29 protein-coding genes are annotated in these 22,739 nt (G+C 43.1%); 12 read left to right on the forward strand and 17 right to left on the reverse strand.

Annotated elements, in window-relative coordinates:
- Positions 1-63: 63 nt before the first annotated feature.
- Genes TREAZ_RS01865 through TREAZ_RS01890 form a run of 6 tightly spaced genes read right to left on the reverse strand, consistent with a single transcriptional unit; the run spans position 64 to position 4,272 of the window.
- A complete protein-coding gene (locus tag TREAZ_RS01865; RefSeq protein ID WP_015710095.1) occupies positions 64-588 on the reverse strand; it encodes an NlpC/P60 family protein in 525 nt (174 codons plus the stop codon).
- Positions 589-591: 3 nt separating this feature from the next.
- On the reverse strand, positions 592-849 hold the full coding sequence (locus TREAZ_RS01870) for a hypothetical protein (protein ID WP_015710096.1): 258 nt from the start codon (positions 847-849) through the stop codon (positions 592-594).
- Between the two features lie 9 nt (positions 850-858).
- On the reverse strand, positions 859-2,355 hold the full coding sequence (locus tag TREAZ_RS01875; RefSeq protein WP_015710097.1) for a hypothetical protein: 1,497 nt from the start codon (positions 2,353-2,355) through the stop codon (positions 859-861).
- On the reverse strand, positions 2,352-3,212 hold the full coding sequence (locus TREAZ_RS01880; RefSeq protein WP_015710098.1) for a hypothetical protein: 861 nt from the start codon (positions 3,210-3,212) through the stop codon (positions 2,352-2,354). The genes TREAZ_RS01875 and TREAZ_RS01880 overlap by 4 nt, the downstream gene beginning before the upstream one ends.
- Entirely contained in the window at positions 3,209-3,673 is a 465-nt protein-coding gene (locus TREAZ_RS01885; protein ID WP_015710099.1) for a hypothetical protein, read from the reverse strand. The genes TREAZ_RS01880 and TREAZ_RS01885 overlap by 4 nt, the downstream gene beginning before the upstream one ends.
- Positions 3,670-4,272, reverse strand: coding sequence for a head-tail connector protein (locus TREAZ_RS01890; protein WP_015710100.1), 603 nt, complete (start codon positions 4,270-4,272; stop codon positions 3,670-3,672). Before TREAZ_RS01890 ends, TREAZ_RS01885 begins: the two co-directional genes overlap by 4 nt.
- Positions 4,273-4,607: 335 nt before the next feature.
- On the opposite strand from TREAZ_RS01890, the gene TREAZ_RS01895 reads away from it, so the two are divergent.
- Together TREAZ_RS01895 and TREAZ_RS01900 are read left to right on the forward strand one after the other, a co-directional pair.
- On the forward strand, positions 4,608-5,636 hold the full coding sequence (locus TREAZ_RS01895; RefSeq protein ID WP_015710101.1) for a nucleoid-associated protein: 1,029 nt from the start codon (positions 4,608-4,610) through the stop codon (positions 5,634-5,636).
- Complete coding sequence (locus TREAZ_RS01900) at positions 5,624-6,829, forward strand: hypothetical protein (RefSeq protein WP_015710102.1); 1,206 nt, start codon at positions 5,624-5,626, stop codon at positions 6,827-6,829. The genes TREAZ_RS01895 and TREAZ_RS01900 overlap by 13 nt, the downstream gene beginning before the upstream one ends.
- A gap of 273 nt (positions 6,830-7,102) precedes the next feature.
- Here TREAZ_RS01900 and TREAZ_RS01905 read toward each other — a convergent pair whose 3' ends face one another.
- From TREAZ_RS01905 to TREAZ_RS17985, 3 genes are all read right to left on the reverse strand, one after another.
- Positions 7,103-7,339, reverse strand: a complete 237-nt coding sequence (locus TREAZ_RS01905; RefSeq protein WP_015710103.1) for a hypothetical protein — start codon at positions 7,337-7,339, stop codon at positions 7,103-7,105.
- Positions 7,336-7,818, reverse strand: coding sequence for a PIN domain-containing protein (locus TREAZ_RS01910; protein ID WP_015710104.1), 483 nt, complete (start codon positions 7,816-7,818; stop codon positions 7,336-7,338). Before TREAZ_RS01910 ends, TREAZ_RS01905 begins: the two co-directional genes overlap by 4 nt.
- A 99-nt stretch (positions 7,819-7,917) precedes the next feature.
- Positions 7,918-8,157 carry a hypothetical protein gene (locus tag TREAZ_RS17985; protein WP_245535078.1) on the reverse strand — a complete coding sequence of 80 codons (240 nt, stop codon included), beginning with the start codon at positions 8,155-8,157 and terminating at the stop codon, positions 7,918-7,920.
- A gap of 396 nt (positions 8,158-8,553) precedes the next feature.
- Here TREAZ_RS17985 and TREAZ_RS01915 point away from each other — a divergent pair, with 396 nt between their 5' ends.
- The 5 genes from TREAZ_RS01915 (at position 8,554) to TREAZ_RS01935 (ending at position 12,139) form a co-directional block, all read left to right on the forward strand.
- On the forward strand, positions 8,554-8,949 hold the full coding sequence (locus tag TREAZ_RS01915; RefSeq protein ID WP_043922720.1) for a hypothetical protein: 396 nt from the start codon (positions 8,554-8,556) through the stop codon (positions 8,947-8,949).
- Positions 8,950-9,044: 95 nt separating this feature from the next.
- A complete protein-coding gene (locus TREAZ_RS01920; protein WP_015710107.1) occupies positions 9,045-9,926 on the forward strand; it encodes a DUF4405 domain-containing protein in 882 nt (293 codons plus the stop codon).
- A 15-nt stretch (positions 9,927-9,941) separates the two neighbouring features.
- A complete protein-coding gene (locus TREAZ_RS01925) occupies positions 9,942-10,283 on the forward strand; it encodes a DUF4491 family protein (protein ID WP_043922722.1) in 342 nt (113 codons plus the stop codon).
- Positions 10,280-11,434, forward strand: coding sequence for a sensor histidine kinase (locus TREAZ_RS01930; RefSeq protein ID WP_015710108.1), 1,155 nt, complete (start codon positions 10,280-10,282; stop codon positions 11,432-11,434). Before TREAZ_RS01925 ends, TREAZ_RS01930 begins: the two co-directional genes overlap by 4 nt.
- A gap of 12 nt (positions 11,435-11,446) precedes the next feature.
- Entirely contained in the window at positions 11,447-12,139 is a 693-nt protein-coding gene (locus TREAZ_RS01935; RefSeq protein WP_015710109.1) for a response regulator transcription factor, read from the forward strand.
- A 407-nt stretch (positions 12,140-12,546) separates the two neighbouring features.
- Here TREAZ_RS01935 and TREAZ_RS01940 read toward each other — a convergent pair whose 3' ends face one another.
- Positions 12,547-13,824 carry an IS3 family transposase gene (locus tag TREAZ_RS01940; RefSeq protein ID WP_015710111.1) on the reverse strand — a complete coding sequence of 426 codons (1,278 nt, stop codon included), beginning with the start codon at positions 13,822-13,824 and terminating at the stop codon, positions 12,547-12,549.
- A gap of 95 nt (positions 13,825-13,919) precedes the next feature.
- Here TREAZ_RS01940 and TREAZ_RS01945 point away from each other — a divergent pair, with 95 nt between their 5' ends.
- Both TREAZ_RS01945 and TREAZ_RS01950 read left to right on the forward strand, forming a co-directional pair.
- Complete coding sequence (locus TREAZ_RS01945) at positions 13,920-14,168, forward strand: transcriptional regulator (RefSeq protein WP_015710112.1); 249 nt, start codon at positions 13,920-13,922, stop codon at positions 14,166-14,168.
- Positions 14,169-14,311: 143 nt separating this feature from the next.
- Positions 14,312-14,593 (forward strand): hypothetical protein, encoded by a 282-nt coding sequence (locus TREAZ_RS01950; RefSeq protein WP_015710113.1) that lies wholly within the window; start codon positions 14,312-14,314, stop codon positions 14,591-14,593.
- Here the strand turns inward: TREAZ_RS01950 and TREAZ_RS01955 are convergent.
- The 3 genes from TREAZ_RS01955 to TREAZ_RS01965 form a co-directional block, all read right to left on the reverse strand.
- The gene (locus TREAZ_RS01955; RefSeq protein ID WP_148257635.1) at positions 14,586-15,086 is read right to left on the reverse strand and encodes a hypothetical protein; all 501 of its coding nucleotides are present in this window, start codon (positions 15,084-15,086) and stop codon (positions 14,586-14,588) included. The two genes, TREAZ_RS01950 and TREAZ_RS01955, sit on opposite strands and share 8 nt — an antisense overlap.
- A 172-nt stretch (positions 15,087-15,258) precedes the next feature.
- A complete protein-coding gene (locus TREAZ_RS01960; RefSeq protein WP_015710115.1) occupies positions 15,259-16,158 on the reverse strand; it encodes a DUF4238 domain-containing protein in 900 nt (299 codons plus the stop codon).
- Complete coding sequence (locus tag TREAZ_RS01965) at positions 16,159-16,518, reverse strand: helix-turn-helix domain-containing protein (RefSeq protein ID WP_015710116.1); 360 nt, start codon at positions 16,516-16,518, stop codon at positions 16,159-16,161. It abuts the gene before it with no gap.
- A 167-nt stretch (positions 16,519-16,685) separates the two neighbouring features.
- Between TREAZ_RS01965 and TREAZ_RS18370 the strand changes: the two genes are divergently transcribed.
- The 3 genes from TREAZ_RS18370 to TREAZ_RS01985 all read left to right on the forward strand — a co-directional run bounded on the left by TREAZ_RS18370 (position 16,686) and on the right by TREAZ_RS01985 (position 18,859).
- On the forward strand, positions 16,686-17,180 hold the full coding sequence (locus TREAZ_RS18370; protein WP_245535079.1) for a hypothetical protein: 495 nt from the start codon (positions 16,686-16,688) through the stop codon (positions 17,178-17,180).
- Between the two features lie 903 nt (positions 17,181-18,083).
- Positions 18,084-18,341 carry a hypothetical protein gene (locus TREAZ_RS01980; protein WP_015710121.1) on the forward strand — a complete coding sequence of 86 codons (258 nt, stop codon included), beginning with the start codon at positions 18,084-18,086 and terminating at the stop codon, positions 18,339-18,341.
- An 11-nt stretch (positions 18,342-18,352) separates the two neighbouring features.
- Complete coding sequence (locus TREAZ_RS01985; RefSeq protein ID WP_015710122.1) at positions 18,353-18,859, forward strand: DUF7222 domain-containing protein; 507 nt, start codon at positions 18,353-18,355, stop codon at positions 18,857-18,859.
- Between the two features lie 63 nt (positions 18,860-18,922).
- Here TREAZ_RS01985 and TREAZ_RS01990 read toward each other — a convergent pair whose 3' ends face one another.
- From TREAZ_RS01990 to TREAZ_RS02005, 4 genes are read right to left on the reverse strand one after another with little or no spacing between them, the layout of a single operon-like run.
- Entirely contained in the window at positions 18,923-20,230 is a 1,308-nt protein-coding gene (locus TREAZ_RS01990) for a phage major capsid protein (RefSeq protein ID WP_015710123.1), read from the reverse strand.
- Positions 20,231-20,288: 58 nt separating this feature from the next.
- Positions 20,289-20,951, reverse strand: a complete 663-nt coding sequence (locus tag TREAZ_RS01995; protein WP_015710124.1) for an HK97 family phage prohead protease — start codon at positions 20,949-20,951, stop codon at positions 20,289-20,291.
- Between the two features lie 12 nt (positions 20,952-20,963).
- Positions 20,964-21,620: a response regulator transcription factor gene (locus tag TREAZ_RS02000; protein WP_043922732.1), complete on the reverse strand. Its 657-nt coding sequence runs from the start codon at positions 21,618-21,620 to the stop codon at positions 20,964-20,966.
- A complete protein-coding gene (locus tag TREAZ_RS02005) occupies positions 21,607-22,707 on the reverse strand; it encodes a phage portal protein (protein ID WP_245535080.1) in 1,101 nt (366 codons plus the stop codon). The genes TREAZ_RS02000 and TREAZ_RS02005 overlap by 14 nt, the downstream gene beginning before the upstream one ends.
- Between the last annotated feature and the right edge of the window lie 32 nt (positions 22,708-22,739).

Here is a 22,739-nt window from a genome sequence, read left to right on the forward strand (position 1 = left end):
ACTTCGCGGATACCTTGCAAAACAGGCAGTCAACACAAAATCGTTGTTTTGTCTTTGCCATGTTTACGCTCCCATGTCAAAATAGCGGTTCAATTCGCTGTCCAGCCCGTAGCGGTTTTTCCCTTCCCCGGCAAGCCGGGCCAACGCTTCACGGTTCAGCCCCCGGATTGCGCTTGACGATCCCCGGTTCCAAAACCAGGCAGACAAACTTTCCAGCCCCTTGATCTGCGCTCCCCCTTCCTGGGAATTAAGAACAACCCCGTCCCCAACCAGTCCGGCAACATGGGAAGCGATCCCGGTTTTCCCATCTACAAAAAACGCCGCCCGAATATCCGTAGGGCGGGGGTTTATCTTGGTAAACACCCGCTTATACAGATCATCCGCCGTAGTCCTGATAAGCAGCCCCGTAGCCGCAAACAGGGCCATGCACACCGCCCCCGAACAATCAGAGCTTTCCGGGTTTTCCTTGCCCCATCCATAAGGCGATCCGAATTGCAGCAAAAGAAAATAAATAAACCTGTCCAGTTCATTCATTTTTTCAAATTGCTTTTTTTCATTCTCAAATAATGCATCCCATTTAATACCCATCACTTACCTCTTGTGCTTAAAAAGATTAACAATGATACTCACCGCCAACGCCGCCGAAGAAATAAAAACACTTACCACCGATAGCCGTTCCTTGTTCCGTTCCGCCTCCTTCTTTTCCAATTTTTCAACCCGCCCCATGACGTGCAGTTTGAATTCTTTTAGCTCCCCCTTTAGTTCCCGCATTTCCGCAAGGTTTTCTACCAGTAGCCGCCTGTCCTCATTGGTCATATACTCACCCCCTGTATGCCGTTTTCCCGCCATGTTTCCCCCCTAAACTAATTCCGTAATCCGAAACGCCGCCACGAAAGCGGCATCCCGCCTATACCGCAAAGAAAAAGCGTTTATCGTCCCCTTTAATGTTTCTTTGCTTGTCTCAATTTGCACCCTTGCTCCAATCCGGGCATGGAATAATCCCCGGTGGGTCTTAACCGTAAACTCTCGCCGTTCCTGCAACCGCTCCGTCAGTTCCCGCATGGTCCAGTCCTCATACATGGGAAGGCCGCCTACTGTATCCTCCGAGAAATAGGAACCCGATACATTCAATGCCGCAGTCCCGTATTGGGCGATAGCTTCCGTATCCCGCAAAAAACAGGAGCGGTTAAGGTCAAGCACAATAGGCCGCCCACAAATAGAAGCCCGGCGCAAGTCCCCGTCAGTTTCCGTATTCAGGGTGATGATCGCTTTTTCATGGTGGGTAGTAACGTCATAAGCAGAATACGCAAAAGGCCCACCCTCAAAATCAAGCCGTTCTGTTGCTTCCTCTAGCGTGTCTATCTGGTCGGCGTAAATTACCGGGCGTTCCGTACCGCCGTCCTTAATCCGGTACTGCGCTTCATACCCCTGTTGTTGAATATCCCGTAGTACCGTTGACCGGAAAGGATACATCGGCGTAAGGTCCGTATCGTACAAAACCGGGGGATCGTCATACCGCCAAATTTCCTGTTTTTCCAGAGCAACCGGAATATTTATTTTAAGCCGTACCGTATTCCGGTAAATTTCCGCTCTGGCCGTTTCCCGCAAGTAAAAGATATGCTCCCCGGTAAAGGTGTAAGAGCAATCGTCAACATTTTCAGTTTCTTGTTGGTAGGGCGAATGGGCAAAAACTAACGGCTTTTCCGGCGCACATTCCAGATGCGCCCGGTAGGTCTTTGCCAGTTCAGAAAGTTCAGTCCAGATATTTTTCGTCAGCTTCACGTAGGGTAGGGAAACAGGGATAGTAGCGCAGTCAATATCAGCGGCCTCAATACCCGCCCGCTTCGCAATTAAATGTACCAGCGATTTTTCAGGCCGTGTTTTATCGCAAATAACCGAGTAGGTGAATACCGCCGGATGTAACCAATCCCGGCTATTTTCTGTTTTCCGTAGCAATGCCGAGCGGTCATGTAAACCAAGCCGCAAAGTACGCTGCTGTCCCGGCCCCCGTATGTCCTGGAACCCGTTATCGTCCACATACAAAACAAACCGCTGGAACCAGGGCAAACCATCCCCAAGAGAAAAACTAATCCGTACCTCCCGGCCCGCACCTCTCCCGCCGTTCCCCCCGCAAGCGTAAGTTCCGTAGGTATTATCCAGTAACACTTCCCCCCGTGCCGTAGTCCCCCCGGACACTTCCTTTAGCCCGTAAAACACGACTTCAATAATGTCATGCTCAAATACCGTTTCAAAAAAGCCGGTATTAGACCAATCAAGGCTAATCCCCAACCGTACCGGGCTATCTCCCTTTTCAATCGCTTCAAGCAAGGCGTTATCAATATCATAAAATTTCATTCGATTACTTCCTCACTGGTAGTAAATACGTCAGCGGAAAAATCCCCCGCGCAGTAGTACCGCAGGGGGCCGATAACCGTATCTCCGGCGTTTATCGCCGTTTCATCAGCCATCAGCACCAGCCGGGAAAGGTTCAGCCGAAAAGCCCCGTACAAGCGGTAGTCATAATGGTCATGCAGTAGTTGTGCGGTTATTTCCAAAGTCTCAATAATTGGGGGAAGTTCTGCGCTATTCATAGTCCGGTGTATCCGTACTTCCGTTTGTGTTCCGCCATCTTTCCGGGTAGCAATAGTAAGTCCGTAAATATTTTTATATTCCGTTCCGTTGATCCGGTACTTAACCCCATCCTCTTTGAAGCGTTCTCCGCTATACACCGCCGCCTTTTCCGGGTAGGGATAGCAAACCGGGGAAAAGTTTCCGGCTATATCCAGCTTCAACTTGATAGCCTCACCCCGCATAATCCGCAGTTCAAAATCTTTGACCCGGCACCCCTCATAGAGCGTCCGTACCGCCCCCCGGTCCTGTATCAAATCAAAGCGCAAGCCGCTTTCCATAGCCGAAAGGTTTACCGTATGGCGGTATAAAACCCGTGTCCCGCTTACAAAAGCCGGAAGCCCCGACCGTCCCAGGGCCAGCACAAAAAGCAAAGGGGCCGTCTCGATGGAAAGGGGAGTAACCACACAGCCTGTAACCCCCCGGCTCCGCCGTATCGCTCCGCAGTTCCCGTCCCCCTCAATAGCCGCTTCTTCCTTCAAGATTGATACCGCTTCCCGGATCGTTTCCTCGGAATAGGGCAGCCCCATTTCCCGGTACTGTGTTTTCAGGGTGATACAACAATCACGGCCTTGTACGCTCATACCGTCATCCCTTCTGTCGTAAGTCGCAGGGTAAAGACCGCTTCCCAGCCTTCGCCGTTAAAAGCCGTTTTCGGGGAGATGTATTTTTTCGCCGTCAAAACCGCCCGGTCTACCACGCCCCCCAGGGTGGGATCTTCCGCAAGGGCCTTGCCAATCACCGCCCCATAAGCGTAGGCGTTCCGTTCACTGTCCGGGCCTTCCGGGATGACCAGTCGGATAGTCAGGGAGTAAGCGTCTAAACGGACAATCCGTTCCTTCTCCGCCCGTTCACATTCCGAAAGCCGCAGAACAGGCGCAACCGCCCCCACCCCCGCAGGGGCGGCGGACCAGCGGTCCGAAAATTCCAAAGGCGCAATCTGAAATTCCGATTCCCCCAAAAGTTCATTCACCCGTCCGGTCAGGAGGATTTTTACGGCATTGGTTATGCCTTCTTCTATATATAAATCCCGGTTATCGCTCATATCAGCCTTCTCCGATATGGCTCTAAAAGCGTCTTAACATTCTCCGGCATAGACGGTTCCAAATGTTCCCCGTCAGCCTTTAGTCCGTTGCCCCGTACCGCCCCGGTCATGCCGATACGCCGCCCCCGGTATCGGCTCATGTTCCATGCCGCCAGTTCCAGACACGCCGAGGACAAATCCGGGGGGACTTCCCCGGTCCGGTATCCCGCCAAATAGTAGATTTTTAGCCCCGAAATCCCCCGGACCAGTTTCACCCCCGGCGAAACCGAGAGGCAAAAAGGCATATCTTCAATTTCCCCGCAATCCGGGACGGTATGATAAAATTCCGGCTCTACGATTTCCGATTGCGTTAAGGGGTGGGTACGGTACACCGCCAGAATTTCCCGTACCGGGTAATCCTTCAGGGGGAATTCATACTCACCCGTAAAGGCCGGGAATTCAAAGCGCCGTTTTTTCAGTAACCGCCTATGGCAATATTGCTCAATGGTGTAAGTCGCCGTGATAAGACAAAACCGGGAAAGGGCATCCTCCCTATCGTCAATAGAAAGCAGGGCCTTAAAATCAGCCAAAGGCATTAAGGTATGTAGGTAATCGGGCATATCGGCCTCCTAATGAAGCCAAAGTAACCCGCTTAAACTGAGATGTAACTAAGGGTTTCCCCTAATTCAGTACGAATTCTGAGCTAAAGCAGCTTGTTTGCGGACAGCTTTTAACCCCCGTAGGATCACCCTCAAGGAGGTTTGCGGTGGGGTTACTATGAATTTTAACCAAGTGTATAAAAAAGTACACTATTTGGGCATAAATTTTCAATGTCTTTCAGTCCCCCAATTTTTAACCTGTTGACATTGATATACAGACTGCTCAAAATATAGCAGAAGCATAAAATTAGTATAAACTTTGTAATATATTATCAACTTGGCAAATGGAGATATATATGACTATTAACAATCTGATAATCCACAATCTGGCAAAGGAAATTCAAGGCATAGCGTCACTGACACTCTCAAAAGATGTATTGGGATCATCTGACAAAAAGACTATTTCACTAACCGAAGAATTAAATTCACGCTATCGGAACAATATCACCTATGGGATATTTAGAAAAAATGAAGATGATGCTGAAACATTTCAAAAGGAATTTGATAAATACCTTAAAAAACGGACAAAGGTTAATTTTATAAAATTCTCAACTAAAACGGTAAATATGCTTTATAGCAAAATAAATCCAATTAAGCAAGCAAGAGGTGGCTATTTAGTTTATGCGGATTATACAGATAACAGAAAAAATCAGTTCTTCTCAGTTTTTTTGATCAGAGATAAAACCGATAAGAGATTCAAAATCAAAGACGGGGTTATTAATATTGATGAGGTTATTTGCGTTGAAACAGACAAACTCGCCATGGCTTGTAGGATAAATATTAAAAATTATCAAGGTCACAAGACAGGTGATTCTGAAACATATCTTGGCTTTGTAAGTATAAAACAATCAGATACATCTAATTATTTTTTAGATTGGATAGGATCAGAAAAAAAGGAAAGGGATACTGAAGATACCAGAAATCTTGTCAAAATTTTAAACAATATTGATGTTCCTGATGAAGATGGGAAACCCATGTCAAAGGAAGGCTTTTGTAGAAAAGCGTATGATATTATACGCTCCTTTGGGAAATCGCCTGTAAATATAAACGCTTTAAGTACGACACTTTTTGGCGATGAATCAAAACTAAGCAAGTATGCTGAAGAAAATAATATAATATTAAACTCAGAATTTATTCAAGACTCTAAAACAGTTCATAAATTAATTAGTTTTAGCGTTTTTATTGATAATATCAAACTCGAATTTCCATCAGAATATTATGGTGGAATAGTATCAATTGATGACACTGACCCTGATTTGGTTCTAATTCGTTCTGCAAAACTTGCAAGGGAAATAGAGCTAGAGGGATCAGAATGGAAAATTTAAACACGGCCCTTGATATTTTATGGACTATTAAATCTGTATCTTTATCAATAAACGATAAACTAACATTCAAAGTTCTACCTGATAAGGTTGATGCAATAAAAAAATATCTAAAAGAAAGTAATATAAGTGTTGATGACTTATCTACAACTGATGAAATTAAATTAAACAAATCGTTTTATGAACAATATAATATTCAGCCTTATGATAGCTTTAATACTTTTTTTAACCGATTCAAGACATCAGATATTGGTGGTAGAATTATTGTCATCTTGCAGGAAAAAGACAATGATTTTGTCGTGTTTGGAAAACATGGAAATCCAGAAGCATATTTTTATCCTTCGGGAGAACGTGATATAAAAACACCAAATTATTATTATCTAACAAAAATAAAAGAAGATTTTATACCCAAGATAGCAGATTACACTGATACAGCACATACAAAATATATTTTTCTTTCCCCGGAATGTGGTAAATTTGAACTTTTTTATGGTGTATCACCAGATAAAATGGAAACAACCAAACCACTTGAAAATATCTATACAAATATTAAAGACATTTTAACCCGTCCAAAGGGATGGGAATATATAATGAAAAATCGGATAATCAGAAGCCTTGAAATTATTGAACAATCAGGACAGCGTTTTTATTGGTTGATTGACAATCTTGACCAACTCATTGAAGCAACATTAAGAGATTATGAGCTGTTCCTGACCTCACATAAACATGAAACAATTATAGAAAAATATGAACTGGAAAAAGATTTTTTTGCAGATAAAATCAGAGCAATTCTTGAGAGAATCTCTACAAATTTATTATCTATTCCTATTACCTTTTCTGCCGCACTTTTTGGATTTAGAGAAGTCACTGAAAAATGGTTAATTAATATTTTTCTTATCGCCTTGGCTGTATTTGTCTGTTTTTCATGTGTTATCCAGGGGATATTTATTTCAGAATTATCAGTAATAAAAAAAGAAATTTATTCAAAAATAGATTATTTTTCACGGGGATTGTCTTTCTTACGGGAAAGATTTAATGTTATTTCGAGACCTCTAATTAATAAAATTATTTTTTTACAAATATTAACAATTATTGTAATAGTTGTTTTTATCGGCTTATATTTACTCTTAGCAAACAATTATATAGATTTTTCCCTTGTTTTTTCCTGGTTAAAGCGGGGCACCCCAGTTGATTGATCGCAAGTCATATAAACAGATCTCGCGCAATTTTAAGGGCGAATTATATTATCAAAATTATCTACAGAAAATGACCAGAAAACACATTGTATAATAGATACAGGTAGACAATTGTAATAATAATGTTAGCGATAATTAACGTAGTATCTGTGTAAAAAAACATAGAAAATACCTTTGCTGAAAACAATGCCTCTGTTCTTTTAGGTTGGGCGATTATGCCTGAAGTCTCATCCTGGGATTTTTAATCGGGCGGCGAAGTTCCTTTATAACCTCCTATACCGCTGCAGCCCCAATCTTCCCCCGTCCCGTCCTATCCCGACAAAGTGAAATCCCCCAGGAAGCCAAAGTAATCTCCGCCTTATGATTAATTTCATCAACAGACAACCCCTCGTTTTCGTCCTGGACCTTTAAGCGGATCGCATGAATTTCTTTCGATAATTCAAGAGAATCCTTCAAAGCCGGATCATTAGTAATCCGGGGATCGTTCATATAATCCTGCACCGTCTTCATAAATCCAATACCTCCACAGGACGGTATATCCCGATACCGTCAAAGCCTTCCCGGATATTGACCTTCCTGACCTTTTCCACCGTCCAGGGCCGGGCAATATGTTCAAAGTTCAAACTCACAATAAAGTCTAATCCATTGGCCGCCGTTATCGCAATATGGGCGGCATCCGTTGTATAGGCAGCCGGAACCGCCTTTTCTGCAATATATAATCCCGCAAGCCGCTTAGCATCCTCATTTTCAGGCAGCACAATGACCCCATAATCAATAACCAGCCGCTTCATAGTATCCCTCTTCTCGGAATTGGTCTCTGCTTCAATCTCCTGGACGGCATAGATAGACGTATACGCTTCATATTTTCCAGCCTTGATCTGGTCAAAAATCTGCCGTACCTGGGCTTTAAGCTCCGAATACCCCGGCATATCCGGGGCATAGTAAAAGCTGAACATTGTCGTTTCAAGGTAAATTTTTGCCGTTTCCATCTATAAATAATATATCATACAGACAGAATTTTGTAAAATGTCCACTTTTTCATACGCTAATGATTAGACGTTTTTCACACCGACATACCCCCGTACGCCTTAGGGGAATTCATAATCTCCCGTAAAAGCCGGGAATTCAAAACGCCGTTTTTTCAGTAACCGCCTATGGCAATATTGATCTATGGTGTAGGTTGCAGTTATAAGACAAAACCGGGAAAGGGCATCCTCCCTGTCGTCAACAGAAAGCAGGGCCTTAAAGTCAGCCAAGGGCATTAAGGTATGTAGGTAATCGGGTATAACGGTCTCCCAAGAAGAACCGTGGGTTCTTCTTGAAGCCAAAGTAACCCGCCTAATCGGAGGTGTAAGTAGGGGTTTCCCCTAATTTGTGAAGATTTTTGAGAGATTTTTTGGGTAGGATCAAGTTTCCCCGAAGCGTACAAATTATTTAATAAACAGTTTACCACTGGTTTACATTTAGTTTACCTTTTCCCCTTATGCTGAAATATAAGGAGATTCAAACATGGAAAAGCAAGAGGACAACCGAAAAGGTAAAATCTTCTCAACTTTGACCAAATGTGTAATTATTACGCATGAGGATTGTTAACAATTGGACAAGAGGCATTAAAAGCCATCTGTTTTATTGTGTTTTTTAAGTAAAATAACTTGGCATGGTTTTTGTTATATGTTTATATGGTGGTCGTTGACCATTGCTAATTTTTCTTTCTAGGAGTTTTTATGAACAAGACAACGCGAGTTTTCATGTTTGCCTTTATCAGCCTGCTTTGTGCCGGCTCATTATGGGCTCAAGACTGGTCGCATGGCCGAGGGCGTATACCTGCCGGACATGGAAGGCTCGTAATGAGTGATCCGGTAATCGTTAATGGCAATTTACAGCTTATTGAGGGGCGCATTGCTATAGTTTCCGACGGTAAAACTTATTATGCAAATGGCCCAATCCAAAGACTTATCGGATTTGTAGATGGATTACAGGAAGGCGCCGCAGTCAGACTGGAAGGTCCCGCAACAGCAATACCCTTTAATACCAATGCGCAATTTTTATGGGTAACCAAACTTACATTTAATGGGAAAACCTACGATTTTCCAACTACTGCGGAGGGCTATTGGCTATAATATAAAGTGATGTTTGGTGTTATCGTAATGGTAACACCAAACATCCACGACAAAATAATCTGATTTAACGGTATTGATAAAGGAGTCTATCAAAAATGAAAAATACTAATTTAATCAAAATCATCTTTGATACAATTATGCTTATTCTATTGATAATGGTTTATTGCGCTTCCGCAACAGGGTTAATATACCATGAAATAACCGGCTTAATAATTTTTTTACTATTTTTTATTCATCTTTTTTATAACCGGAAATGGGTTATACAAGTAGGAAAACGAATTTTTGATAAATCTTTTAATCGAAAACAGAAATTTATGTATGTACTTAATACATTATTACTTATACTATTTATTACAGCAGGAATAAGCGGGATTATGATGTCAAAAATAGTGTTCAAACTTGAAGGCCGTATAGGAAATATGTTTATCCTGCGATATGTACATGTCTTTTCTGCCGTATTATCAGTAATATTGATTGGCATACATATTGGCATACATTGGAAAATGATAATTCATACAATAAAAACACGTATCGATATACCAGCTATTATCAGTAAAATATGTGTTATAATAACGATTCTTGCCATATTCGGAATTAGCACCTATGGGATTATAACATCAATGACCGTTCAAGAAAACAGAGAACATGGCCCTACTATTCAGAGTATTTCCGTTTTAAGTATCTTTGAAGATGTTTTTAATATTAAAAAAATAAAGGAGGATTGGAATAGACATGAATTATTTTTAAAAAGGATGGCAGAAAGCGCATTGGAAGGAAATAATAACGACTCTACAATCCGTGATTTTGACGGTGAAGGCCGAGGCGGTCCTGAAACACACGAAGGACCAAAATTTCAACCATATTATGTAATGATCATGGGAATGGAATATTTATCCATCCTACTATTGGTTTCTCTGGTAGTATTTTTAATTGAAAGAAATATTAGTAGAAGGAATAAACACTTATCAAAAGAATAAGTATCCAGGATAAAAATGCACATACATGGAATAATAATTGGAATAATAGCATTCGTGATGATAGGAATATTTCATCCTATTATTATATATGGCGAATATCATTTTGGGACAAAGATATGGCCATTATTTTTCATAATGGGAGTTTTTTTATGTATCATTTCATTATTTGTAGATCAAATAATGATAAGTGCAACAATGGGGATAACCGCTTTCTGTTGTTTTTGGAGTATTCACGAATTATTCCAACAACGAAAACGAGTTGAACGGGGATGGTTCCCTAGCAAAGCCGCTCATCATGAAAAGCCGATACGATCAGACCCTTTGCTGCGTACAGAACAACCGGAGGAAAAAGAATGACGATTAAACGGCGTTTATTTATATCGAATATCATTTTGTTGGTGGTAATAGCAGCGGGGTTTATGCTATTTGGAAGTGTTATTCGATATATCGTAAGAGAGACACTGCGTAACAACAGCCCCAATTTATTTACTGTACTGAATACTGAAAATGACTTTGAAAAAATGATGACGATTGATTCATCCTTTCTCCGGTCTTTCAGCATTGCATTTCTTGCTTTGGCGGCTTTTATAGTTATTACTAATATCATCATAACCCGCCGCATGATACGGAACATTATTATGCCCCTGAATATTCTTTCCATCGGCGCAGCCCAAATCAGGGATAGCAACCTTTCTTTCCGTATTGAATATACTAAAGATGATGAATTCCGTCTATGCTGTACTACTTTTAATGATATGGCCGCTAGGCTTGAAACCATGATTCGAGCCCGGGAAAAAGATGAAAACGCCCGCCGAGAGCTCATAGCCGGAATGTCACATGACCTCAGAACTCCACTGACATCCATTAAGGCGTATCTTGAGGGGCTTGAAAAAGGAGTTGCCGATACCCCTGAGAAACAAAAAAAATACATGGATACTATTAGGTCAAAAACCAATGATCTGGAAAAAATAATCAATCAGTTGTTTTTATTCTCAAAACTAGACTTGAAAAAATTCCCTATGAACATACAGACAATTACTACAGAAAATATCATCCAGGGATTATATGATGATTATGCGGAAGAGTACCAGCATAAGGGTTTAGCGATAATTACCGGCACAGTTACCAATGAAATAGTTACCGCTGATATATCATGGATTCGTACTGTTTTTGTTAACATCCTAGAAAACAGCGCAAAATATAAAACAAAATCTACCGGAACTATTGTAATCAGCAGTAATCACATTAACAGGCCTTCGGGGAGAATGGCGGAAATACACCTGCTTGATGATGGGCCGGGCGTTCCGCCAGAAACATTGGATCGCTTATTTGATGTTTTTTATCAGGTAGATTCATCAAGAAGCAAGCGGGGAAAACAGGGAAGCGGCCTTGGGCTTGCCATATCCGCACGATTACTCAGGCATATGGGAGGTACAATCCGCGCCGAACTAGGATCGGCAGGAGGCCTTAATATAGTAATTTCCTTACCGCTTGCTGCGGGTAAATAGGAGCGATAAATTATGGAAATACTTATTATTGAAGATGATCCAGCAATCGCCGAAATTGAGCGGGATTTTCTTGAAATGAACGGATTCACCGTTACGATTGCAGCGAATGGCAATAAAGGTATGGACCTTGCCTTAACCGGAAAATTCGCTCTGGTGCTTTTAGACCTTATGCTACCTGGAAAAGACGGGTATGAAATATGCCGTAATATCCGAACAAAAATTGACATACCAATTTTGATAGTTTCCGCTAAAGGTGAAGATCTGGATAAAGTCCGTGGTTTAGGCCTCGGTGCCGATGATTACATTACCAAACCCTTTTCGCCAACTGAATTGGCGGCTAGGGTTAAGTCCCACATTGCCCAATATGAACGACTGAAAAACAGAACAGCAGATACGAAAAATGACGCAGATATCATCATCAGAGAATTCCGAATTATACCAAAAACACGCCGGGTATTTGCTGCAGATAAAGAAATATATCTTAAAAACAAAGAATATGAGCTATTCTATTTCCTTGCTTCCAACCCTGAAATAATATTCAGCAAGGACCATTTGTATGAAACGATATGGGGTGAAGATACTTACGGCGATATAAAAACGGTAGCGGTTCATATTAATAGGATACGTGAAAAAATTGAAAAAGATCCCGCAATCCCTGAGCATATACAAACCGTGTGGGGTGCAGGATATAGGTTTGTGCCTTGATAAAACCATAAATCAATCTTTAAGGACGCTGAAATACAGAACCATATTATCGAAGTTCGTAAAGCATTATGGTTTTTTCAAAAATATTTTAGTGAAAGGATAAATATAGGCCAGGGATATTTTAGTAATATCGAACTACGGGAACACACAAGTGACAGGTACTCATTTTTAACATATATTCCGGATTTCAAGACACTCTTGAATTATTTTGCAAAGTGGTTTCACTAATTATTGAAATAAATACATAAGGAAAATATGATGGGTAGTAAGCCTGTAGGCAATACTTCAATAAATAATCGGTTTCTCGAAATTCGTAAGGCAAAAGGACTTACCCAAGAAGAATTTGCGGATAGGATTGTATTGCCCAAGCCGAACTTGCCGTTTTTTGAAGGAGCATATAAGCTAGTTCAGAGTCCGGCATTTTGATTTTGCCAGTAGCTCTGTCTTTGAATATATGCAGAATGCAGTTTTTGTCTGCGCTCTGCAAGACGAATATAAGTCCTCCCCTCAAAAACATCAAGGGGACTTAAATAATAAATCGAGCCGTGGAGCCGCTTTTCGTTGTAATATTTTATCCAGCGGCCCATCCTGGCTTTGGCATCTTCATAGCCGAAATAAGCAGCCTGCCTCACATGCTCGGTTTTGAATGTCCGGTGGAAGCGTTCGAGTTTGCCGTTGCTCTGCGGATGCGCCGGGGCGGTAAATGTTTGTTCCAGCTCAAGAAGCATTATCAAATCACGAAAGTCTTTCGAAACAAACTGGCCGCCGTTGTCGCTGATAATGCGCGGCCTGGCCTCCGGGTGTCTTTCATGCGTCCGGGAGATGAGAATCTCCGCATTAAGCCCGTCCATGTTCCGGCATAAGTCCCAGCCCAGGATCATCCGGCTGTATCCGTCAAGAACGCTGATGAAATAATAAAAGGCCCCGTCAATCCTGATGTATGAAAAATCAATATGCCAATGTTCGTGTACCCCTTGAGGCTGGTCAAACCCTTTTTTCTTCTCCTCGGCCAGTTCTGCCCACTTCTTCGTCAAGCCGCTGCGTTTCAGCACGTTGTAGACGCTGGAGGGGGATGCCGCCGCCACATCCTCGTCTACCATCTGCCAGCACAACACCCGGTATCCAAGCTTCATCCGGCTCTGGCAGTACGCAACGATGGCCTCTGTTTCGGCAGGGGTCAGCCAATGCTCCCGGGGTATATGCCCGTTATGCCTCGTCTCCTGGTTGCGCCGTGCCTGCCATTCCCTCCAGGTGCGTTCCGGCACCCCGGCGAAGCCTGCCAGGGTCAGCATGGCTATGCCGGTCTTTAGGCAAAGGCGCCGCACCTCCCGCTCTATCAACTGCCGTTTCTCGAGGCTCATCTTGCTTGTCCCTAACTCTGGCCAACTCTCTTTTTTTTTTAGCTCCAGGACTTCCTGGGCCAGCTCCGCTATGACGTTGTCCTTCTCCGCTATCTTGGCTTCCAACGCCTTGGACTTCTTCCCCTGCGCCTTCTCGGTTATGTCTGTGCGCTTGATCTCAAAGAGATTGAGCGCCCCCTCGAAGAGCTGTTTCCTCCAGGCCAGGATCATGCTCGGGTGGATCTCGTACTTGGCCGCCGCCTCGCTCATCGTCTTGCCCTCTTCCAGAACCTCCCGCAGGATGTTCACCTTCTGCTCAGGACTGTACCGCTTTCTTCTGCCCATATTCCTCTCCTCGGGCTTGTTGTTACTACCTTATATGCTTAGCTTCTTTTCGGCAAGTTCAACGTGGGCAGGACAGGATAAAGATAAGCCGCTCTATGATTAGCTCCATCGAGGAAGGGCAGCGGGAAGTAAAGGACCGCCTTATTTCTTTGGTCTGTTTTGTTTTTGGGGCAAATGAACATTGGATTAAAACCGGCAAAGGAACCATGTTCGATACTCCTAAAAATGAACGGCTGGAACGGATTATTTACCATTTCAATAATTTAGACGAAAACTCCCAGGATTTTGTTTTGCAACATCTGGATCTGCTTATAAAATACCGGGAAAAAGAGGGTATAAAGTAAGGGATTCTACGGTCCCATGCCCATCATAATTTAAAATTAGGCAATGCCATTTTTGAACTAATCCTGTATACCAGAAATTTACCGCTTGACCGTTTGACACAGTGCGTGATAGACTAATAATACAATGTGTCAAGGCAAACCTAATGGACAATAAAAACACGATTACCCAAAACCAGTGGATTGTCGATCTTTCCGCCATGACTTGTCGCCACATAATCACGAACCTGGCCTTGCATTTTATACCGGAAGGCAAATCCCTCAAGCCAGAAATTCAGGATATACCCCTGGAATTATCAGCAACCATTGCCAAAAAACAAAACGATGTTTCTTATTTACAAAAGCTCATTGAGGAGGGCAAAGATGCTTTCCTCCGCGTCTACGCCGAAACCAATACAGACAACGGGGAAGGCCCATCCATTATTTAATATATTTTCTTAATTTAGCATTTATTGCAAAAAAATAATTTTCTAATTCTTTACCCCAATTATCATCTTTATCGTCATATTTGTATAGTATTTTTGTTATTTCTAAATATTTGTTTTTTAATATTTCTCTTTCTTCTTTTGTCATATTTTCATTCCGTTCTTTTTCTTGATCTGCATATTCTTTTTCAAATCTTTTGTGTCTCATCTCTATAATATAATTTTTTAAATTTTTTCCATTCACAATATCAAAATTGTAATCATTAAGTAATATCATTAATCTTATTATTTTTTCTTCATATATAAAATATTGATTAACAATTTCTTTCCACCTTTCATACTCTGCATATTGGTCTGCTTCTTTACGATCAGTTGTTGGATTAAATTTTTTTCCGCCTCCATTCTTTTCAAATGCTTCTATTATTTCACTTATTGAATAAAGAGGGTTTCTATACTCATTGATTTTATATAAAACCAATTTTAGTTCTCTTAACACCTCTAATGATAAGTTAAATATATTTTCTCCCTTTAATTGGATTTTCCTAAGTTTTTAGTCCCATTGCAATAAAAATAATAGTTAATATTGCAACTATTAATTCAACACTGTCCTTTATTAATAAAAACATATTCATATTATACCTCTTGTCCTGTTTATTTCATTAATTAGATTAAACTAATCCTTTTTTACTATTGGAAAATAGAATGCCTCCACATTGACTTATCATTTTTGCATTATAATTTTTTACGTTTATTTCTTCTAGATCTAAAATATTCCCTGTTCCGAGAAAATTCTCTTTCAAACATATTAAGAGTGCTAGGTTTGGAGTTATTGGATAATAAAATTCAAATTCATTTATCGTTAATTTTCTTAAATTGTTTTTGTCGGCGGCAATATTTACAACTGGCTGGTCAGATGTTAAAAATGGAATATCCGTATTATTATTTAATAAAACACATTTAAAATGATTTCTTTGCATAGATAATGTTGCCGCCAGATTTATTGCCAAAATATGAGAAACAAGATTCCAGCAATTCTCATAATTTACATTTTTTATTTCAATGTGTGTTTTCATCATTATTTCTTTCATTGGTTTTGTTCTAAAATATTGTTCGCTTAAGAAGATATTAAAATCAATGTTTCCCTGGTCAGTATTATAAAATGAAATATCTTTCTTGTATAAGAAATTTAAATACTTTATAGAATTATTTTCAATATCAGTATGTATATCTTCATTGAATTCTTTAATTAGTTTATCTATTTCCTCTAAAATGTTACTGTCTTCAATTTTATCCTTTATGCTTATTATCTCATTTGCCCATAAAAACCTTGCTAGCCATTGTTTATCAACTTCTAATATTATTTTATTCATATCGTTAAAGAATATTTTTTTAATAAACTGGATATCATCTATAGTTAACATTTGTAATTTATAAAAATAATTCTCACTTGCAAAACCCTTTGTACCGGCAACAAGTAATTTCCCTTTGTTTTTACAAACAATTTTTCCATTCTTATCTGTCCACGGCTTTAAATAATGTTGCCATACATAATGGTTTAATTTCTTCACTTACTTTTTATCCCCGTTTTTCTTTTCATGGTATTTAACCGCCAAATCTATCTGTTGCATAACATAGTCCTGTAAAAGCCCGTCCAGTTTCCGAAAGTCCCGGACAATCTTATCAATTTTAAGGTCAACTCCATTGTTGAACATCTCCCCGGCCCCGTTCTTTAACCAATCTTCATTCACCCCATATACCGAGCATATCAATAAGATAATCCGGTCATTGATTTTCCGTTCCTGCAACTCGATATTACTAAAGTATCCCTGGCTTACGTTGATCCGCTTCCCGAATTCCTTTTGAGACAGCCCCAGGGCTTTCCGTACTTCAATAATGCGCTCGTGTATTTCCCGTTTCTGTTCTTTCAAGTGGAACTATCTCCCCAAATTATAATACCCCAAATATGCCCCTTTAGCAATAATTCCCTTTCCTTGACAATATATCATTGCATTATTATAATTATATCTATGTAGAATATTTTGTTATTTCGGCGTTTATTTCAGTCCATTTCCCTATTTTTTTGTAAAAGGGTGTTATGATGACAGAGCAGGAAAAAGTAGACTTCATTTCACAACAGATGAGGAGTTTGGATGCTGAAAGTTTGACCCATATTGCAGAACTCACCTGCGCCCTCGTCAGCCTCCCTTCCCCTATCCCCCCGGATGCCGCCACTTCAACTGCCCCTATTCCTCACACCGATAAAGGAGCCGTCCCGCCATCCCTCCTATGCGATAAAAAAGTCAGGCCAAAAATGCCCGGTGATATAACCATCATACAAGGTTCCTGGATAGCCGACCTTTCCACCATGACCTGCCGCCATGTAGCCAACAACATGATATTACACTTCGCAAAGGAAGGAAACTCCCTCATGCCGGAAATTCAAGATATGCCCCTGGAACTCTTATCAACCATAGCGAAAAAGCCGGACAATCTTTCCAGTTTGCAAGAACTCATTGAAGAAGGGGAAGAAGTTTTTCTCCGTATCTACTTTGAAGCCAAAATAGAAAACGGCGAACCCCCGAAATCATAAGCCCGTAGCAGTACAGCTTTTTTTACCCAAGACCAATAAAAGGGGGAAGTCTCCCCCACGCTTCAAAGCCTTCGGCTTTTCCGCTTCCCCCTCTACGGGGGCAAGCCCCCGTAACGCCCCCAAAGAAAGAAGAAATTGCTCCGCAATTTCAAAAACATTTACCTACGCCAACCGCCGCCTTTATCCACTCCATACGTCCCTTCGGGCTATTTACCGTATGGTAACGATTAACAAGGCGCTACCGCGCCCGGCGTTATCAGGGGAAATCATTCCGTAAACCCCTTTGTCATACTTTTTGCTTATGCGGCGGTGAGCGCCGCGCAAAAAGTACGCCAACCCTCCGCTAAGGAACCTACGGTTCCACGCTCCGGGCCGGGGCAATCTCCATTCGCATATCGGGAAATTTATTCCCTCCCTCAGCCGCATTTTTTAAGACTAACGTTAGCGGTAGCCATCATCCCTATAGAGTTAGGGTCGGTGGGTATGTGTTTTTCCCCTCGGGGGGAACCAGGGGGGCGGGGCTTGTGAGCCCCCCTGGCTCCCCCCTCAATAGGGAAAAAACAAAGGGGCGGGTCTGGGCTCAAGGCGGGGTTTTCCCTGTCTTATTCTATCCCGGTTCGGAGGTTTTTATGTATGGTCCTAATCTTACAGAGTTCGGCGCCGTTGCGGTTCGCCGTTTGGCGTGGGCTATCGGTACAAACATGGCGGAGGCCATAGATTTTATGGCCCTGTACTTGCCGCAAAAAATGGACATGGCCTTTGTTTGTAAGTATTGCAAGGACAAGTCAAAATGCGGGGCTTGCTCTTTTAATCCCCAGGTCAATAACAGCCAAAAAACGGCTTTACCAGCCGTCTAAACTACATCCCCCCGGTTTCTGCCGGGGGCATATTCAGGGGGTTTCTATGGTTTGTTATCAGGTAACAGCGCAGTTTGTTTTTTTCCAGCATAAACCGCTATTGGCTTCTACCAGTACAAAAAAACAAGAAGCAAAGGCTTTTCTTGTTCTGTCCGGATTGCCTTTCGGTCATGCCCTCAAATACAGCCGCTTTTTTCATACTCAAAAAGAAGCGGCTAACTATGTTTCCTATCTCAATAGGGTTTACAAAAACCGTATTATTTCCAGCCCCGCCCATCAGGACGGTCAATTATCTTTATTCTAGGAGTAACCAGAATGAAAAGCATTACTACTATTCAGGACTTAGTAACCTATATCAAAAATAATTCCTCATGGTCTACCGCCACCGTTCAAAACGTCATAAACTCTTTAGGGTACAATCCTGCAGATGATCGCCCGGAAAGCCTCAAAGAACTATCCGGCAACCTTGCGGACTGTTCCAAACATGGAGCGGACGGCGGCTTTTCCGGCTTCTGTTACCATTCCGAAACAATCGCCTTTTTCCTCCACAACCGCAGGGACATCATAAAAAACCTGGAACTATTGGCGGAGGAACTAGGGGAGGACATTATAAAAATGGTTCAAGGTTTCGGCGTGTTCCGCTATGCCACACCCCCAACAGCGGGGGAAGTAGGAAAGGCCCTCTGGGATTCAGGCAAACTACAGGACAATTTAACCACCTTGTATAATGTTTTCTCTTGGTTCTGCTTAGAGGAAATCTCCCATACTTGGTTCAGGTACTTGGAAGATAACCCGGATTATTACGCAGAATTAACCGCATAACATGACAAAAAAAGGCCGCCCGGTTATCCGCCGAACGGCCTTTTGCTTTTTAGCAATGATGCTTTATGGTTTTGTTTTCAGTATGACCATATTCCCCGATGGCCGTGTAACCAAAAACCCGTCCCGCTTGCGGAACCGCAGGAATAGTTCCCCGTATTCCATGCTTTCGGTTGTACCGTCAAATTTTTTGATCTCGATCCCCTTCCGGTTTCCGTGTTGAATTCTTTTAGGGTTCATAAAGATCGCAAAAGCCGTATCGTTTTCAACCGCCCCGATCTGCGGCATGATGGAAACCTCATGATACGGATACAGATCGAGCTTGCCCGGCATGGCCTCCGTAGGATGCCTCCAAATTGGCCGCCCGTCAGCGTCCTCAATGTTGGCAATGTGGTTAAGGACCGTTTCATGCAGGAACCACGCACAATCCTTGCGTTCCTCCGCAGGAACCCGGTAAACAGCGTCCCGGAAGTCCTTCCACGTCAAGCCGTTTATATCCGCCCCGGCAATTTCAACCTCCTCCGCCCCATCCACCGCCATTGCCCCGGTAAAGGGATCATCATCGGCAAGCAAACATTGACGGTCAAATTCCACCGCATAGGCTTCGGTGAATTCCTCCATGAACATAGTCCCCAGATCGATAAAAACATCCTCCTCAAATTCATCGTACCAAGGGATATACCCGGCCAGCGTATAGGCTTTCAGTTCAACCCGCTGCGCCCCCTGGGGCTTGCTCCCCGTGATCTGCTGCCCGTAGGCAGTAAGCCAGTGAAGCTGAACCCCGCCCCGGTCCCGTGTCGGCAGGAAGATAGAAGGCCCCATCATCGGCCTATGACGCACCAGCCCCATCATTACCGATTTTTTGGCAGCGTCAGTCATGATTTCCGTTTCGTAAATCGGATTGATGAGGTATTGATCATTGGTTGCCATGTTCCCCATCGGCGAGCCGAGGGCTGCCTTTTCATTGACGTTCCAGCCCTTTTCCCCCCAACTAACATCACGGGGATTAGTCCAGTTATCCGCCTTGAAGTTCGGCGAAAAAGACAAATCGGCAAGGGCCTTGTGGTTCCTCGCCCAGGCCGCCGCAATCCCCCTGCCAATGTTGTAGCACAATTCCCGCCGGGTCAGTTCTTTGGGGTAGGCCGCCTTCGTTTTAAGCTCATCCCGCAGACTCTTGACCGTGGCTTTCAGGGCTTCGGTCTCCGCCTCCTGCCCATCGGAAACCGCCTCCAAGGTCTTGACGATTTCTTCAAGGATAAACTCTTTTTCCCGGAAGTATTCCGCCGCCTTACTCTGATCGGTAAAACCCGAAGCCTCGACCTTTTTCATAGCCGCCAGCTTCGCCTTTATCGCCGCAATTAGTTCTTTACCCATATTTTACCCCTTCATATTCTGTGGAGTTTGCGTACGCAAACTCCTAAACAAAAATGCGTTAGCATTTTTGTATAAATCCACCCCAAAAATCGGAGCTTGATTTCCTGTTACTAATTTCCTTATGCCTTGCTGTTGCCAAGGCATAAGGATTCGCCGGAACATTGCACACACTGAATTCCAAAAGTTCCTGTTTTCTGAAAATCAATGACGTTCCATCTTCACCATCCTTTTTTGACGGAATTTCTATCTCGATAGGGCGGAACCCCACCGACCCCGCCCGGATTACTCCGGCCTTGACTCGTTCCCCGATACCCCAGCCAAAGGGATCAAATTCCTTGCCGTTAAAAATGATAATCCCCCGCAGCCCCTTTTCATCGGCAACAATGTTTTCCGCCCGGCCAATCGCCGGAATGTCAAAGCAATGCGCCCACTGGATAACCGGGTTTTTCAAATAACATGAAAAGTCCCAACCAGAGGGATCAATCCGTTCCCCCATACGATCCAAGTCAAAACTTGAAAAGACCCACGGTACACCGCCGCCGCCTTCCCCATCGGAACATCCAACGAAGTTCCCCCCGGAAAGAGCAAACGGCACAGGGGCAATCAACTCAATGTCAGACGGCACCTTTACGGTCTGCCCCTCCGGTGTAACCCCAAGGAATTGTAAAATCCCTTTACCGTCCAATTCCTTAAATTCCCCGCTCTTATAACGAATTAACATACAACCCCCTTGTTACATACACAAATCATCCCGGCGTATCTCATCCAGCAAAAAACACTGCTTAAAAAGCCCTAAACTATTCTTCACACAGTAGGACGTAAAAAGCGCCTTCTTATGAATCTCCACGGTTTTAACACTAACCCCCAGGGTATCCGCAATTTCCTTACTGCTTTTCCCATCCAGAATCAGGCGCTTAACATCTTCCTGCCGGTCCGTCAAATCAAGTTTCAAATCCGGTATATCATCGGGCAAGGCTTCGTAGGCTTCCTCAACATTGCCGGAAATATACGCTTCATTACGGAGCACCTTTTTTAGTGCCCGGCGAAACGAGCTTAACCCGGAGTTAAAATCAATAACGCTCTTTACACCGAACCGTAGAAATTCTACCAGCCCTTCCGCTTGATACGAATTGACATTGATCACCGCAATATTCAGGTCAGGCCGATCCTTTAATAAAAGACCAATCCGGCGAGGCGTAGCACTCAAATAAAACACAGCGTCGAACAAGATAAGTTCAGGGCTTAACATACTAATAAGCCGGTTAAGGTCTCTGCCCCCTTTGGTGGTTGCCATAACACGCCGCAAATGCAACTGTTTCAGCAGGTAGATACCCAGAAGGTTCAGACTTTCCGAGCGGCTTACCAGCAGAACCGGACTAAGCATTTTCATTGTCCCCTCCCTTGCCCCCGGTAGTGGGTATCATATTTTTGGGTCGATACCACACATCACCCCAGGGCTTCTTATCCTTCCCCCTTTCCTGTAACACTTCATTGATTGTCTTTAATCCCGCATTGATTTCCGCAATATCCCGGTTGCTTTGAGCATCTTCGCTTTCCTGTAGTTCAGGTATATCACCCAGGTTAAATTTTCCGGTTTCGCGCAATCCAAAGCGGATAAAAAATTGAGTCTCCAGAATGTTTTCAAATTGTCGTAATGTTGGAATTAAGGTATATTGCCAGAAGGCGCTATGCTGTTCCTGGGTATCCTTCCCGGACAGTGCCGTTGACTTGTCTGATATATTGGCAACCCGTGGCGGGATGCCGTACTTTGCTAAAATAGTGTAGAGGTTCCAGCGTTTAAGCTCGAACAGTTTTACCACTTCCGGGGTAAAGGACAGCGGTTCAAAACTGGTTCCCTTGCCGAGTACCGCAATTTTCCGGTTCGCCTTTACCGCCCCGTATTTGCTTTCCCACCGCTTCTCTAATGCGTCAGCTTCTTCCGGCCTGATAGTCTGATCAGTTTTCAGTATCCCCATCGGGACCGCATTATTTTTTAGTAATTGGGAATTTGCTTTATTGGCGTAGTAGTCCTGTTCCAGTTCCAGGGAAAGGGCAATAAGCGGATTAACCCCCCGTACCGGATTCCAGGGGTTCCAGTCCCGGAACTGGATCAATTCGTCAGTCAAAATAGGTATCAGATCGGTATCAGTCTGAAAAAACCACCGCTTGTTTAGTTGATGAAATGGATCATATACGCCCCCCGCCGTAACACCTTCATGCCGCACCCGTCTCGGATCAAGAATGTAAATTTCATGCGGCAACCCGCCATCGTAATCCGGCCCAAACCACCAGAACGCCTCGCCTTCCAGATACCACCAAGCCGCCGTTTCCTTCCAAAGATCATAGCCGGACACCATGCGGTTCGGCCTTCGGAACAGTTCATACAGCGGCCCGCTTGTTACCTCGTTACCCCCTCGGATCAAACCAAATTCCGCACGGGCAATATTGCGGATCAAAATACTTACCGCAATGTTCACCCATGCCGAATATAAGTATGCACTACTTTCTG

The organism is Leadbettera azotonutricia ZAS-9, assembly GCF_000214355.1.
GTDB lineage: Bacteria > Spirochaetota > Spirochaetia > Treponematales > Breznakiellaceae > Leadbettera > Leadbettera azotonutricia.